Here is a 13,054-nt window from a genome sequence, read left to right as displayed (position 1 = left end):
AAGGGTGTGAGGGTTTGCGCCTCGGTGAGGGGGACCTGGGCGGAAGCTCGGGGCGACGGGGATGCCCCTGAAAATCGCCTGCCCATGATGACCATGCGTGCTTGCTTGCCTAATTGAACGCAAGTGCAGCGCAGTGTCGCCTGCGCGGCGTCATTCGAATGACGGCCCGCCGAAGGCGCAGTGACAGCGATTGGCGTTCGCCCACGAGCCGACACTTCGTCGCCCCGCGGGTGGCCCGGGCGCACTCACGCCGTATGCGCACTCACTGGAGCCTTCCCACTGTTCATTGAGGAGGACACATGAATGCTATCGACAATGCCTTGACGCGTGCTCTGAACAAGTCGAACACGTACACCAGCGCCGAGGCGAAATTCCTCTCCACGGTGCCGAAGGAGCAGCGCGCGAATGCCGAGGCGCAGTTGATGTTGCAGAAGCAGCAGGAGACGATGGCGTTCATCTCCAACGTGCTCAAGAAGCTGAACGAGATGGCGATGGCCGTCATCAACAACATCAAATAGGCCGCCCGCCGCGCATCACTCCCACCGCACCACGAGGCCCGCGCCTGCCCTTGTCGACCTGATGGGGCATTCGAAGCTCTCCGCCGTCGATGCGGACCCGAACGCCATCCTCAACCCGCCGTCAAGCTGGATGAGAGGCGGGTGGAGTCGCTCGACGCGCCGTGGCAGGAGCGCTTCAGTGCTTCGTGTTCATACTTCGATGCATTGGAAATGCATCAATGCCTGACGCAAAATTTGCGTCACTTGAACGCGCCCGAGCGGGACACCTGCCCATCCTCCACTCCGTCGCAGGGACCTCACCTGAAACGCAGGTCGCCGACGTGAGGGATTGCCTGCCTGATACGGCGAGGTAACGGCGACCCAGGCACGAGTCATTTCACAGGACTCAAGGTTCCCAGGCTCTCGCGCGCCGGGAATCACTGCCGGTGGAACGCGGAGTGTTGACAAGGTGATAACTGTTATCGTCTCATGTTTTATACATGGACAGTCCGCACCGCATCACTGTGCGCTCATTGCACAAAGGGTCTGCCAGCATCCTGAAGGCCCTCGTGCCTCACTTCGAGCTCCCGCCCGCGGAGCTGGCGGCGCGCATCTTCCGGGCGCCGGCCGTGCTCGCGAGCGGGCTGCCGGAAGCGCTGGCGACGGACCTCGCGGAGGCGCTGCGGGGAGCCGGACTGGACGTGGCGGTGGAGCCGGCGGACGCACCGTCACCGGAGCCGGGCCGCACCTTCGATGTGGCGCTGTACGTGCGCGACGGCGCGCGCTTCCGCGAGGCCTGCGCGGAGCTGGTGGCGGTGCTCGGCTGCTCGCAGTCGGAGGCGGCCGCGGCCCTCTGTGCCACGCCGGCCACGGTGCTGGGCTCCGTGTCGCAGGCCACGGTGGACGCGCTGCGCGAGCGCTTCGGGCCCCTGGGTGTGGAGGTGGACGCCAGCCACGCGCCCACCGCGCGCTACGACGTCTTCTACGTGGGCTCGGACGCGGCGGGGCTGGCCGTGGCGCGTCCGGTGGTGGAGGCCCTGGGCGTGACGCCGGGCGAGCCGCCGCTGCTGGCGGCCAACCTGGACCATGACCAGGCCGAGCGCGTGTGGCGGGAGCTGGGCTCGCGCGGGCTGGTGCGCGTGCTGGACCATGCCTTCCAGCGCTTCGACGTGAGCCTCGTCGCTGCGCCCGCTGACGGCGGCTTCGCGCGGGTGCTGGTGGAGCAGACGGGCATGCCGGAGGCGCTCGTGCCCCGGGTGCTGTCGCGCCTGCCGGTGGTGCTGCACGCGGGGCTGCGCCGCGAGGACGTGGCGGCGCGCAGCGCGGCGCTGGAGGCGGCGGGCGCGAAGGTGTCCGTCCAGCTCGTCAGCTTCCGCAGCTTCCGCCTGCGCGTGGACGAGGCGAAGGAGCCGGGCGGGGCAGGGGAGCTCTTGTCCGCGGCGCTCGGCCTGCCGGCGGCCGACGTGCGCATGGCCCTGTCGCGCCTGCCCCACACCTTCTCGCCGCCCGTGGGGGACACGCGGGCGCGGTGGCTCGTCGCGGAGCTGCGCTCGCGGGGAACCCGGGCCTCCCTGGTGGAGCCATGAGCGCGCCCGCGCTGCACTACCGCATCGCCGAGCACGGCAAGGTGCGCGCCCTGGCGGGGGACCACGCCGAGGCGCTGCGGCACTACCGCGAGGCGCTGCGGCTGGCGGGGCTTCAGGGCGGGGGTGGGACGGAGGCATGCCTCCGCCACTATGCGTGGTGCGTGCTGGAGTCGCTGGAGCGCACCGACGCCCATGACTCCGTCATCTCCTTCTGCGAGCAGGTGGAGTCGCACTACGCGCGCGCCGGCTCGGAGGGAGAGCTGGCCCGTGCGGACCGGGCCGCGCACCTGGAGCGGCACGGCCTGGCGCTGGTGAAGCAGGGCCACGCCGCCGCCGCGCGCGAGCGCCTGGAGGCCGCCGTGAAGCACTCAGGCCCGGGCCGGCTCCCCGTCGCGGAGCGGGTGTTGTCGTGGTTGCGCGCGGGCCTGCACGTGGACGCGCGCCGCATCTCGCTGGAGCAGGAGCGTCACGCCTACTGGACCGTCCGGCGGGGTGCCGTCCGGCCGGACATCGCCGTCGCACTTCCATCCTTCGTCGCCACACCGAGGTAGGCCATGCCGAAAGCAGGGAAGATCCTCGCGGATCTCAACATCTCCGAATTCATCCGGGACATGGGTCTGGCCATCGCCGAAGCCCAGGAGAAGCTGGACACCAACAGCGTCACCCAGACGCTCCGCCTGGGCCAGACGGTGCTGCCCGGCATGACGCAGAACCTGCTGTCCATGGGGCTGCGGCCGGCCTTCTACCACTTCCAGTACGCGGACCTGGAGGTGAACCTCCACGTCTACTACTCGACCTCCGTCGACCTCGACGTCAACTTCAACTACGACAACGAGAGTGAGTCGAGCAACTACGACCTCCAGACGACGGCCTCGACGGGCACCGCCACGATTACGGTGCAGGACGGGGAGGGCATCGCCCCGTACGCCCGCGTGGCGCTCGCGTCGAACGGGCCGGGCCAGCTCACCGTGGGCACCACCAGCTACGCGCTGGACGGCGGCGCCGGCCCCAACGCGACGGGCATCCCCGTGGCCCGGCAGCCGTCGCTGTGGGAGACGGCGCGCGAGGTGCTCCTGGCCCTGCGCAACAACTCCGTGTGGACGAACCAGGCCGCTGGCGACCTGCAGGGCGTCTTCATGGAGTGGGAGATGCAGTCGGGCGTCACGGCGAGCACCAACCGGCCGGACCTCTACGTCATCGACCGCTCCGTCATCACCGTGCGCACCGCGCCGGCGGCGGGCCCCGGTGACAACCTGGTGGTGGCGAAGCTGGGCTCGGTGACGCCCGCGCCCACGCTGGTGCTCCCCTCCGGCACGGGCACGCGCTACACCAGCACCGCGGCCTCGGTGGGCGCCGCGCTGGCGGACATCGGCAATCAAATCGACCCGGGGGCCTTCCTCGTCGTCTCCGGCGGCACGTGCAACCGGGCCCTCTACTTCGAGGACAACGAGTTCCTCACGCCCACCACCACGTACGGTCCGGACCGGGACCCGAGCGCGGTGCTGGACGCGGCCGCGGCGCTGATGGCCGCCTACCCATCCGCCAGCCTCACGCTGGAGGGCTGGGCGGACGTGCGCAACACCGTGCCCTACAACGAGGCGCTGTCGCGCAAGCGCGCCGACTCCGTGCTGATGGCGCTGCAACATCGCGGCGTGGCTGCCTCGCGCATGACGGCGCAGGGCAAGGGCGAGACGAACAGCTTCAGCACCACGGACCTCGCCGCCAACCGCCGCGTCGTGCTGCGCTTCACGGGCGTGGACGGCGTGCTGGTGGCCCGCGTCGCCTCCACCGTCACCACCGCCGCGTGGGATCCGACAGGCGCGGACCGCGAGGCCCGCATCGTCCCGCGCACCGGCGCCGGGACGAGCACGTCCGCGACGCCCGTCGTCACCTTCATGGGCCGGGACTACACCCAGGGCACCGGCTTCACGCTGGGCGCCACCGCCGAGTCCACCGCCGCCGACCTCGCGCGCGCCATCCGCGACGCCAACGCCAACACCGCCTTCGGCGCCTTCGCTCGCGGCGACCGCGTCTACCTCTACGGCGCGGGCGACCACGCCATGTTCACGCTGTTCGCGCGCACGCCCACCGCGCCGGCCCTTTCCGCCGCGGGCACCCTGCGCGTGGCCCGGCGCTTCGGCGACGGCCGCCCTCCCGCCTCGCCGCAGGCCCGCGACACGGTGGTCATCGACAACGTGCAGCTCGTGGCGGTGGACGCCGGCACCACGGCGCAGCCCGGCCAGTTCGCGTTGGGCGTCACCGCCGCGGACACCGCCCGCAACCTCGCCGCCGCCATCACCGCGGGCTCCAGCTCCGGCCTGCTGGCCGCCGGCCTCCAGGCGCAGGCGGCGGGCAGCACCGTCACCCTCTCCGGGCCCTCGGGCACCCTGCTGGGCACCAGCAACGCCAACGCCTTCGCGCTGTCCTCCAACCGCCTCGGCGGCCGCAGCACGCTGGACCGGAAGGAGAGCTCCGGCCGCGAGCTGCGCGCGCTCAACGTGGACGCGCACCTCGCCGTGAAGCACGAGCTGAGCGTCTCCGGCAGCTCCACCATCAAGGCGCGCCTGGTGGCGGTGCCCGCGCCGCCGCGCTTCCTCCAGGCCATCGGCGACTACCTCGACCGCTGGTACCCCTGAGCCCCTGAGGACGCCCCATGCCAGGCAACAACACCACCCAGGGCCAGCGGGCCATGCTGACGGTGCTGGACGCGCCGCTGCCCGAGCTCATCGAGCGGCTGGGCCGCGCGGTGGCGGACGCCCAGCACGCGCTGGACAACAACTCGCTGGACATCGCCCGGCGCATGGCCGAGCGCAACGTGGAGCTGGGCGGGCAGATGTGGAGCCTGCTGTCGCTCGGCTTCACGCCCACCTTCTACGCGTTCGCCGAGGCCACGCTGGAGGCGAAGCTCACCTTCACCATCCGCGAGTCGACGGAGCTCTCCGTCGGCGGCTCGGTGACGGGAGGCATGAAGGACGTGTTCTCCGTCACGGTGAATGCCGAGTACAGCCGCAAGTATGGCTTCGAGGTGCAGGGCGCCAGCTCCATCGCCGCGCGGCTGGTGTCGCTGCCGCCGCCGGCCCGCCTGCACCAGCTCCTGAACGAAATCGCCGCCACGGCGCAGCCCGCGCCGGCCACCAACACGACTCCTTGAGGACTTCTCCACCATGCCCAACGTTGGCCAGGAACTCTTGAACGTCCCCATGGGGGACATGATTCGCGAGATGGCGACCGCCATCGCCGAGGCCCAGCTGGACCTCGACAAGAGCGGGATGCTCGTCGCGGAGATGATGAGCGGCGAGGCGCTGCTGCGCGACGCCGACGGCAACATCCAGCTCGACTCCGCCGGCAAGCCGGTGCGCGTGGACACCAAGGTGTCCTTCGGCGGCTCGTCGGTGTCCATGATGGAGCTGGGCTTCTCGCCCAACTTCTACCAGTTCGTCGACACCATCATCGAAGTGAAGATTGCCGTGAAGATGACGGAGAGCGTGGAGTCGAAGGTGGCGCGCCAGACGCAGACCACCACCGCCCAGTCGCCCGCCGCGTTGAAGCTGTTCAAGCGGAAGGGGACGCCCCAGGCCATCGTCAGCACGGTGGATGCCAGCTACGCGCGCAAGTACGACTACAGCGTGGAGGGCGCCAGCCTGCTGCGCACCAAGCTCGTGCCCGTGCCGCCGCCCGCCATCTTCGAGGAGCGCGTGCGCGCGCTCGCCGCCGCGAAGTCCGGGAGCACGACGGACACGACGGGCACCCTCACCACCACGCCGGTCAAGCCGTAGCGGGGGACGGACACCATGGGCGCCGACACCATCGGTCAGGACCTGCTCAACGTCCCCTTCGGGGAGATGGTCCGCAACCTGGGCACCGCCATCGCGGACGCGCAGTACGCGCTCGACAGCTCGTCGCTGAAGATTGCCCAGCTCATGGCGGGCTACCGCATCGACGACAGTGGCAATGCCGTGCGCGACGCGGCCGGCTTCGTGAAGCTGGGCAACACGGAGTACCCGCTGCTGCTGCTCGGCTTCGCGCCGACCTTCTACCAGTTCGTGGAGACCATCATCGAGGTGAAGATGGAGATCTCCATGCACGAGTCCACCGAGGACATCACCCAGACGCGTGACAGGAAGGTGGACCGCGACAAGGGCATCCTCACCACGCTGGTGAAGGGCCACAAGAGCCACGTCACCACCGTGACGGCGAAGCACTCGCAGAAGTACAGCTATTCCGCCGAGGGCTCGAGCCTCATCCGCACCAAGCTGGTGCCCATCCCCCCGCCGGCCGCGCTGCAGCAGATCTGCGCGGAGATTGCCAAGAGCCTCAAGGGCACCGCGGAGGGTGACAGCGTCAGCGGCAAGGTGGACGCCGCCGTGCAGAACGTGGGCTGACGGACGGGCACGGGCCATGTCACACGTCCGCTGGGAAGACCTGCTCGAGGAGGAGACGGCATCCCCTGCCCAGGGGGATGCCGCCCGCGGTGGCACCTCGCCGGTGCCGAAGGCGCCTCCGTCCCTGGAGGAGGTGGCGACCGTCGACGCCGAGCTGGCCGCGCTGCTGGGCGAGCGCAAGCAGCTCGAGGGGAAGATGAACGCGCTGCTCGGCGTGGAGCGCGAGCCCGTGGACGCGCGGACGGCGAAGCAGTTCCCCGTCGTCGAGCACACGCCTGAGTCGCGCATCGCCGAGCGCCGGCAACACGAGCGGGACACGGCGCGGCGGCTGCTGGAGCAGAAGCTGTATGCGCGGCGCAAGGCCGGGGCGGCCGACGCGGAGCGCGTGGAGGAGCTCCGCCGCAAGCGCGTGGAGCTCGCACGCACGGAGCGCCGGCGCGAGCAGAAGCTGGCCACGCTGCGCCAGCAGTGGGCGCGCAAGGCCCGCGAGCGCGCGAAGCAGGCCACCCGGCTGGCGGAGCGCCTCATGCTGCCCCCGGCGAGGCCTTCCGGCGCGAGCGGGGAGGAGAAGGAGAAGGGCACGCGGGACGCGGCGCGCCGGCTGGTGGATGCGGCGGAGCAGGCGCGCGCGGCGGCGCGGGGGAAGACGCCGATGCCCCTGCCGTTGCCGGGCGCACGGCGGGTGGGCGGGGCGCGCCTGGACGTGGGCCGGCTCGCGGTGCTGGCGCGGGAGGCGAGGGGACTGAAGCCGCGCTCACTGGACGTGGACACGCGGGTGTCGCGCGGGCTGTCGGCGTTCGGAATGGATATGGAGTCGATGGAGCGGCAGATGGACATGGAGCTGGAGCGCGACGGCGACGACGCGATGGACTCGCGGGACGCGGCGCGCGACGCACGGCGGGACGGTGGCCGCCGGGGAGCGCGGGATGAGTGACACGACACAGCAGGCGCAGGAGCTCTTCGGCACGCTGGACGAGTACCTGCTGGAGCTGGCGGACGGACTGGCGAAGGCTCAGGCGGAGCTGGGGGCGCTGTCCTCGGCGGGCGCGCCCGGCCGCCAGTTCACGTACTACGTGCCCAAGCTGGACTTCGAGCTGCGCATGGACCTGCGCGTGGAGACGCGCACGGCGTCCGGGACGACGCCGGCCAAGGTGCTGAAGATGCGGCCGGTACGGCTGGCGGAGACGGCCACGACGCAGACGAGCACCGAGCTGGTCAGCGTCATCCGCGGCAGCTTCGTCGCGGTGCCTGCCAATGACGGCCTGCCCCCGGTGGTGCTCGATGCGAGCGTGTCCAGGGACGCCAGCGGGCTGCCACTGGTGACGGCGCGCGTGCGCAACGCCGCGGGCGAGGTGCTGCCCAACGTGGAGGTGGAGTTCAACCTGGACCGGAAGGCCACGGCGTTGGTGGCGGGTGTGGCGCCGAGCCCGATGACGGACGTGACGCTCGCGGTGGTGAAGACGGACGCGTCCGGTGTGGCGCGCACCACGGTGCGAATCGCAGATGACGAGAAGGCTCGCGTCCTCGCGCTCACCGTGGATGCCGCGGAGCGCACGCTGGCGCTGACGTGCGAGGTGCTCCGATGAGGGTGAGGGCCCTGTTCCGAAAGGCCTCGGGCCAGCCCGCCGCCGGGCTCAAGGCGGTGTGGTGGGTGCCCGGCAAGACGGCCGGCACCTTCGAGGCGCGCGACACCGGCGTGACGGACGCCGAGGGCGTGGTGGACATGGAAGTGTCGAGCGCCACCTTCGGCTCGCATCTGCGGCTGACGGACGGCATGGTGGCGACGTACCCGGTGAAGATGAGCAGCACCGTCATCGACTTCGGCACGCTGATGGTGCTCGAGCCCGCGCGCGAGGGCATCCGCGCCGTGTCCGCCGGGGCGCTCGGGGGGCAGGCCACCACCCCCGCCGTCACCACGGAGCCCACGCTGGCGGAGGTGGCCATCGAGGACCGGCTGAAGTCCGCAGGGCAGCAGATTCAGTCCGTGCGGGCCTCGCTGACGACGATGCGGCTGAGCCAGGTGCGCGTGCGCTGGACGGAGACGACGGCCGAGGGCACCTCGGAGACGGAGGCGCAGTTCGTCGAGCAGCTCGAGAAGGTGCCCGTGGCCACGCAGGAGACGGCCACGCGCCCGGTGCCGGACTTCCACGGGCTGACTCCCGCGGCGGCGAAGCGGCTGGCCGCGCAGGCCGGGATGCGAATCACGCAGGCGCCACTCTTCACCAAGGACAGCACCCAGCACGGCCGGGTGCTGCGCCAGCTTCCGAAGCCCGGCGTCGAGGGCACCACCGAACCCGTGCAGTTGTTCTTCGGCCGAGCGATGGAGGGCTGAACGATGGCGGATACCAAGGACCTTCCCTCGCTCGAGGCGTTGAGCGCTCCGTTGGGCTCGCTGATCTCCGCGGTGGGCCGCGGCGTGGCGCAGGCACAGCAGGAGCTGGACGAGGGCACACTGGAGCGGCTGCGCGCGCTGTACGCCGCGGACGAGGGCTTCGCGGCGGAGCTGCAGCGCCTGGGCTACCGGCCGACGTGGTACCACATCCCCGAGGCCGAGGCGGAAATCGCCGTGGCGCTCTCCATCACCGCGGAGGAGCAGTCACAGGGGCGCACGCGGCTGAAGATGTATGGCGCGCCCATGGACGCCAGCTACACCAACCGCTTCAGCTACACGCTGGCGGCGCAGTCGCGGCTGAAGTTCCGCGTGGTGCCCGTGCCGCCCTCGCCCCAGGCGGAGGCCATGGTGGTGGTGCCGGCGGTGGTGGGCAAGCCGGTGGCGGACGCGCGTGCGCTCCTCCAGGCGACGGGCGTGCCGCACCGCTTCCCCGATGGCGCGCAGGACAAGGACCTCGTGATTGCGGCCTCCTCGGAGCCCGGCACGGTGCTGCCCCGCGACGGCGAGCTGGTGCTGAAGGTGCAGTCGTCCACCACGGGGCGCATCGAGGTGGGGAGCGTGCTGACGCCGGGGCCCATCATCCGCAAGTCCGACACCATCACCACGGACGAGGCGAAGGGGACGCAGGAGTGACAGGGCGGAGGCTCCGCGCGCGATGAGCGACACCCTGGACCTGGACGCGCTGCTGGCGGACGTGCGCGAGTCGCTCGCGCGCGTCCATGCGCGGCTCGGCAACGGACCGCTGCGGCTGGGCCCGGTGGAGCTGGTGCTGCGCGGCCAGGTGTCGCCCGCGGCCGGGGGCCTCACCTTCGCGGCGGACGGCGCCGACGAGGTGCGCGTGTGCTTCGTCCGGGAGGAGCCGAAGGGCACGCCGCCCGCCACGCCCGTGCTGCTGGGGCTCACGCGCTCGGCCGCGGCGCGGCGGGCCCGGGCTTCCGGCGCCGCGCTGGAGGTGACGGACATGCCGTGCGCTCAGCCGGAGCAGGCGGGGCGCGTGTGCTGGCAGCGTCCCGCGCCCGGGGAGCCGCTGCCGGGTGGCCGTATCGCCGTGGGCCTCTACGTCACCGGCGGCTGACGGGCCGCTACCACCGCACCACGAGCTTGCCCACGGAGTCATTGCGCTCCATGCGCTCCAATCCCTGGCGCAGCTCCGCCATGGGCAGCACCGCGTCCACCACGGGCCTGAGCGCGCCCGAGCGGAACAGCGGCAGCAGGTGGCGCTCCGCGCTCTGCGCCAGCGCCATCTTCTCCTCCTGCGGACGGCTGCGCAGCACCGTGCCCGTGACGCGCAGCCGCTTCGTCAGCACCATGCCCAGGTTCACCTCCGTGCTGGTTCCCGCCACCATGCCGACGAGCATCACCCGCCCACGCGGCGCCATCGCGCTCAGCGTCTCCGGCACGTAGTCCCCGCCCACCAAATCGAGGCAGAGGTCCGCGCCCCGGCCGCGCGTCTCCGCGCGCACCACGTCCGCGAAGCTCGGCGGTGAGGACTCGCACAGCACCGTGCGCGCCACGCCCCACTCGGAGGCCCGCTTCAGCTTGGCCGCGCTGCGCCCCGTGCCCACCACGCACACGCCCGAGGCCTTGCACAACAGCGCCGCCGCCGAGCCCACGCCGCTGGCCACCGCGTGGATGAGCACCGTCTCGCCGGGCTTCATCTCGCCCTGCAGCACCAGCGCGTCGTACGCCGTGAGGTACGCCTCCGGCAGCGCCGCCGCGTCCGCGAAGTCCATGCCCTCCGGCATGGGCAGCGCCTCGCGCTCGTGCGTGATGAGGTACTCCGACCACGCGCCGCCACCCACGAGCCCCATCACCCGGTCTCCCACCTTGAAGCGTCGCGTGCGCGGCCCCACGGCGGCCACCTCGCCCGCATACTCCAGGCCCGGCACGTCGGGCGGTACGTCCGGCGGGGCGGGGTAGAAGCCGCGAATCTGCAGCAGGTCCGCGCGATTCAACGCGGAGGCCCGCACGCGCACGAGCACCTCTCCGGGGCCGGGCACGGGCTGGGGGCGCTCCTCCAGGGCAAGCACTTCGGGACCACCGGGCTCGGTGATGCGCTGGACCTTCATGGCGGGACCTCCTCCGTCGAGCGTCGAGGGCAGGCATCGAAACATCCTGGCCCGCGCGAGCGTCAACGCTTATCTAGAGGACCAGCCACCATGCCCGCGATGAAGTGTGCCATCTGCCAGAAGCCCGTTCCCCCCAGGCCGGAGAACGCCTATTTCCCCTTCTGCTCCCGCCGCTGCCGCGCCGTGGACCTCGGCCGCTGGCTGGGCGAGGAGTACCGCGTGCCGGACCGCCAGGCGGATGAGCAGGAGGACGAGCTGCCTCCCGGCCACCACCCCGACCGGCAGGGCGGAGACGCGTGAGCGGCTTCGTCGACCTGCACTGCCATCTCCTCCCCGGGGTGGACGACGGCGCCCGCACCCTCGAAGACGCGCTGGAGATGGCGCGTGCCCTGGTCGACCTCGGCTTCTCCACCGTCGCCCCCAGCCCCCACGCCCGTCCCGAGTACGCCCCCGTCGACGTCGTGGACGCGAAGCGCGCGGAGCTCGCCGCCGCGCTGGAGCGCGAGCGCATCCCCCTGGCGCTGGGCCGCAACGCGGAGAACGTGCTCGACGACGCCTTCCTGCGCGGCCTGGGCACGCCGTCCGCGCGCACCCTGGGCCCGGGGCGCTACGTCCTGGTGGAGTTGCCCTACACCGCCCCCGTGCCGGCCCTCCTGGACATCCTCTTCCGCATCCGCACCAAGGGCGTGGTGCCGCTGATTGCCCACCCCGAGCGCTGCCTGGAGTTCGAGCGGAAGGGCCGCGCGGCCGAGGCCGTCCGGGCCGGGGCGCTGCTCCAGCTCGACATGGGGGCCCTCATCGGCCGCTACGGCCCCATGCCGAAGAAGCTGTCGCGTTCCTTCCTGGAAGAAGGGCTGTACGCGGTGGCCGCCACGGACCTCCACGCCCCCGTGGGGGCCCGGGACTGGGTGGGGCGCTCGCTGGCGGAGCTGCGAAGCAGGGCAGGGGAGCAGGCTTTCGGACGCCTCATGCGTGACAATCCGTCCCGGCTGCTCGCGGGAGAGTCGCTGGAGTCCGACCCGGACTGACGGTATACCCGCCCGCCGTGAAACGCGCCGTCAAGCTGTTGGCCAGCCTGCTGGTCACCTTCCTCTTCATGTGGTGGGCCTTCCGGGACACGGACCTGGATACCCAGTGGGACAGCCTCAAGTCCGCCAACTACGCGTGGCTGGTGCCGTACATCGGCTGCCTGCTCGTCATCCACGTGTTCCGCACCCTGCGCTGGGGGTGCCTGCTGTCGGGCCTGGAGAAGGTGCCCTTCCGCAAGCTCAACGAGGCGTCCGGCATCGGCTTCATGATGCTGCTGGTGCTGCCCTTCCGCCTGGGCGAGTTCGCCCGGCCCTTCCTCATCGCCCAGCGCAGCTCCATCCGCCGCAGCGCCGCCATGACGTCCGTGGTGCTGGAGCGAATCACCGACGGCCTCTTCGTCGCGGTGATGATGCGCACGCTGCTCTTCTTCGTCCCCACCGAGACGCCTGAAATCCGCTACGTGAAGTGGGGCGCGTGGCTGCTGTTCGGCGTGTTCGGCGGCGGGCTCGCGTTCCTCCTCTTCGGCCTCTGGCAGCAGGAGCGCACGGTGCGGCTGGTGCGCGCCACGGTGGGCCGCTTCGCCCCGGGCGTGGCGCACAAGGTGGCGGACGTCGTCGACACCTTCGTCGGCGCCATGCGCCAGCTCCCCAACCGCACGCAGATGGCGCTCTTCTTCTTCTACACGGCGGCGTACTGGGGCTTGAATGGCTTCGGCATGGCGCTGCTCGCCAACGCCTTCGACTGCTCGAGCGCGGCGGCGGGCTCCGCGTGCCAGCCGATGAGCCTGTCCTTCTTCCAGGCCTACGTCGTGCTCGGCGTGCTGGTGGTGGGGCTGATGATTCCCGCGGCGCCGGGGATGATGGGCACCTTCCAGGCCGCCACCAAGGTGGGCCTCGGCCTCTTCCTCCCGGCGGCGGTGGTGAACGCCAATGGGCTCGCCTACGCCAACGTCATGTGGCTGAGCCAGACGGTGCAGCAGGTGGTGCTGGGCCTCATCCTCCTCTCCGTCGGCCACATGTCCTTCAAGGACGTCGCCGGCAAGCTGGACAAGGAAGGCGAAGCCCCGGCGCCCTCCGCCTGAAACGACTCGGGGCCGCGG

General features: G+C 71.4%; 16 protein-coding genes. 15 read left to right on the top strand and 1 reads right to left on the bottom strand.

The features are described from left to right. Positions 1-299: 299 nt before the first annotated feature. The 12 genes from ACVTJA_RS32890 to ACVTJA_RS32835 all read left to right on the top strand — a co-directional run bounded on the left by ACVTJA_RS32890 (position 300) and on the right by ACVTJA_RS32835 (position 9,932). Positions 300-518 (top strand): hypothetical protein, encoded by a 219-nt coding sequence (locus ACVTJA_RS32890; RefSeq protein WP_465825529.1) that lies wholly within the window; start codon positions 300-302, stop codon positions 516-518. A gap of 548 nt (positions 519-1,066) precedes the next feature. Then, the gene (locus tag ACVTJA_RS32885; RefSeq protein WP_465825528.1) at positions 1,067-2,083 is read left to right on the top strand and encodes a hypothetical protein; all 1,017 of its coding nucleotides are present in this window, start codon (positions 1,067-1,069) and stop codon (positions 2,081-2,083) included. Continuing rightward, the gene (locus ACVTJA_RS32880; RefSeq protein WP_465825527.1) at positions 2,080-2,634 is read left to right on the top strand and encodes a hypothetical protein; all 555 of its coding nucleotides are present in this window, start codon (positions 2,080-2,082) and stop codon (positions 2,632-2,634) included. Before ACVTJA_RS32885 ends, ACVTJA_RS32880 begins: the two co-directional genes overlap by 4 nt. Positions 2,635-2,637: 3 nt before the next feature. Further along, a complete protein-coding gene (locus ACVTJA_RS32875; protein ID WP_465825526.1) occupies positions 2,638-4,719 on the top strand; it encodes an OmpA family protein in 2,082 nt (693 codons plus the stop codon). A gap of 17 nt (positions 4,720-4,736) precedes the next feature. Further along, a complete protein-coding gene (locus ACVTJA_RS32870; protein ID WP_465825525.1) occupies positions 4,737-5,234 on the top strand; it encodes a hypothetical protein in 498 nt (165 codons plus the stop codon). Between the two features lie 13 nt (positions 5,235-5,247). Continuing rightward, positions 5,248-5,859 carry a hypothetical protein gene (locus tag ACVTJA_RS32865; protein ID WP_465825524.1) on the top strand — a complete coding sequence of 204 codons (612 nt, stop codon included), beginning with the start codon at positions 5,248-5,250 and terminating at the stop codon, positions 5,857-5,859. A gap of 15 nt (positions 5,860-5,874) precedes the next feature. Next, positions 5,875-6,465: a hypothetical protein gene (locus ACVTJA_RS32860; RefSeq protein ID WP_465825523.1), complete on the top strand. Its 591-nt coding sequence runs from the start codon at positions 5,875-5,877 to the stop codon at positions 6,463-6,465. Positions 6,466-6,481: 16 nt separating this feature from the next. Continuing rightward, positions 6,482-7,399 carry a hypothetical protein gene (locus tag ACVTJA_RS32855; RefSeq protein WP_465825522.1) on the top strand — a complete coding sequence of 306 codons (918 nt, stop codon included), beginning with the start codon at positions 6,482-6,484 and terminating at the stop codon, positions 7,397-7,399. After that, positions 7,392-8,051, top strand: coding sequence for a hypothetical protein (locus ACVTJA_RS32850; protein WP_465825521.1), 660 nt, complete (start codon positions 7,392-7,394; stop codon positions 8,049-8,051). The genes ACVTJA_RS32855 and ACVTJA_RS32850 overlap by 8 nt, the downstream gene beginning before the upstream one ends. Continuing rightward, the gene (locus tag ACVTJA_RS32845; RefSeq protein ID WP_465825520.1) at positions 8,048-8,797 is read left to right on the top strand and encodes a PASTA domain-containing protein; all 750 of its coding nucleotides are present in this window, start codon (positions 8,048-8,050) and stop codon (positions 8,795-8,797) included. Before ACVTJA_RS32850 ends, ACVTJA_RS32845 begins: the two co-directional genes overlap by 4 nt. Positions 8,798-8,800: 3 nt before the next feature. Further along, complete coding sequence (locus ACVTJA_RS32840; RefSeq protein ID WP_465825519.1) at positions 8,801-9,490, top strand: PASTA domain-containing protein; 690 nt, start codon at positions 8,801-8,803, stop codon at positions 9,488-9,490. Between the two features lie 22 nt (positions 9,491-9,512). After that, entirely contained in the window at positions 9,513-9,932 is a 420-nt protein-coding gene (locus ACVTJA_RS32835) for a hypothetical protein (RefSeq protein WP_465825518.1), read from the top strand. Between the two features lie 7 nt (positions 9,933-9,939). Here ACVTJA_RS32835 and ACVTJA_RS32830 read toward each other — a convergent pair whose 3' ends face one another. Continuing rightward, the gene (locus ACVTJA_RS32830; RefSeq protein ID WP_465825517.1) at positions 9,940-10,926 is read right to left on the bottom strand and encodes an NAD(P)H-quinone oxidoreductase; all 987 of its coding nucleotides are present in this window, start codon (positions 10,924-10,926) and stop codon (positions 9,940-9,942) included. Positions 10,927-11,016: 90 nt separating this feature from the next. Here ACVTJA_RS32830 and ACVTJA_RS32825 point away from each other — a divergent pair, with 90 nt between their 5' ends. From ACVTJA_RS32825 to ACVTJA_RS32815, 3 genes are read left to right on the top strand one after another with little or no spacing between them, the layout of a single operon-like run. Continuing rightward, entirely contained in the window at positions 11,017-11,226 is a 210-nt protein-coding gene (locus ACVTJA_RS32825) for a DNA gyrase inhibitor YacG (protein ID WP_465825516.1), read from the top strand. Next, on the top strand, positions 11,223-11,954 hold the full coding sequence (locus ACVTJA_RS32820) for a tyrosine-protein phosphatase (RefSeq protein ID WP_465825515.1): 732 nt from the start codon (positions 11,223-11,225) through the stop codon (positions 11,952-11,954). Before ACVTJA_RS32825 ends, ACVTJA_RS32820 begins: the two co-directional genes overlap by 4 nt. Before the next feature lie 17 nt (positions 11,955-11,971). After that, positions 11,972-13,036, top strand: coding sequence for a lysylphosphatidylglycerol synthase transmembrane domain-containing protein (locus ACVTJA_RS32815; protein WP_465825514.1), 1,065 nt, complete (start codon positions 11,972-11,974; stop codon positions 13,034-13,036). The last annotated feature ends 18 nt before the right edge of the window (positions 13,037-13,054 follow it).

This window comes from Pyxidicoccus sp. M6 (genome assembly GCF_055568925.1).
Note: the sequence above shows the minus strand (reverse complement) of the source record. Positions and strands in the feature narration are given on the sequence as shown.

Excerpts from the sequence above, each read along its gene's own strand:
- ACVTJA_RS32875 (WP_465825526.1), top strand. The coding sequence starts at position 2,638 with ATGCCGAAAGCAGGGAAGATCCTCGCGGATCTCAACATCTCCGAATTC.
- ACVTJA_RS32865 (WP_465825524.1), top strand. The coding sequence starts at position 5,248 with ATGCCCAACGTTGGCCAGGAACTCTTGAACGTCCCCATGGGGGACATG.
- ACVTJA_RS32840 (WP_465825519.1), top strand. The coding sequence starts at position 8,801 with ATGGCGGATACCAAGGACCTTCCCTCGCTCGAGGCGTTGAGCGCTCCG.
- ACVTJA_RS32880 (WP_465825527.1), top strand. The coding sequence starts at position 2,080 with ATGAGCGCGCCCGCGCTGCACTACCGCATCGCCGAGCACGGCAAGGTG.
- ACVTJA_RS32845 (WP_465825520.1), top strand. The coding sequence starts at position 8,048 with ATGAGGGTGAGGGCCCTGTTCCGAAAGGCCTCGGGCCAGCCCGCCGCC.
- ACVTJA_RS32870 (WP_465825525.1), top strand. The coding sequence starts at position 4,737 with ATGCCAGGCAACAACACCACCCAGGGCCAGCGGGCCATGCTGACGGTG.
- ACVTJA_RS32860 (WP_465825523.1), top strand. The coding sequence starts at position 5,875 with ATGGGCGCCGACACCATCGGTCAGGACCTGCTCAACGTCCCCTTCGGG.
- ACVTJA_RS32830 (WP_465825517.1), bottom strand. The coding sequence starts at position 10,926 with ATGAAGGTCCAGCGCATCACCGAGCCCGGTGGTCCCGAAGTGCTTGCC.
- ACVTJA_RS32825 (WP_465825516.1), top strand. The coding sequence starts at position 11,017 with ATGCCCGCGATGAAGTGTGCCATCTGCCAGAAGCCCGTTCCCCCCAGG.
- ACVTJA_RS32850 (WP_465825521.1), top strand. The coding sequence starts at position 7,392 with ATGAGTGACACGACACAGCAGGCGCAGGAGCTCTTCGGCACGCTGGAC.
- ACVTJA_RS32890 (WP_465825529.1), top strand. The coding sequence starts at position 300 with ATGAATGCTATCGACAATGCCTTGACGCGTGCTCTGAACAAGTCGAAC.
- ACVTJA_RS32855 (WP_465825522.1), top strand. The coding sequence starts at position 6,482 with ATGTCACACGTCCGCTGGGAAGACCTGCTCGAGGAGGAGACGGCATCC.
- ACVTJA_RS32835 (WP_465825518.1), top strand. The coding sequence starts at position 9,513 with ATGAGCGACACCCTGGACCTGGACGCGCTGCTGGCGGACGTGCGCGAG.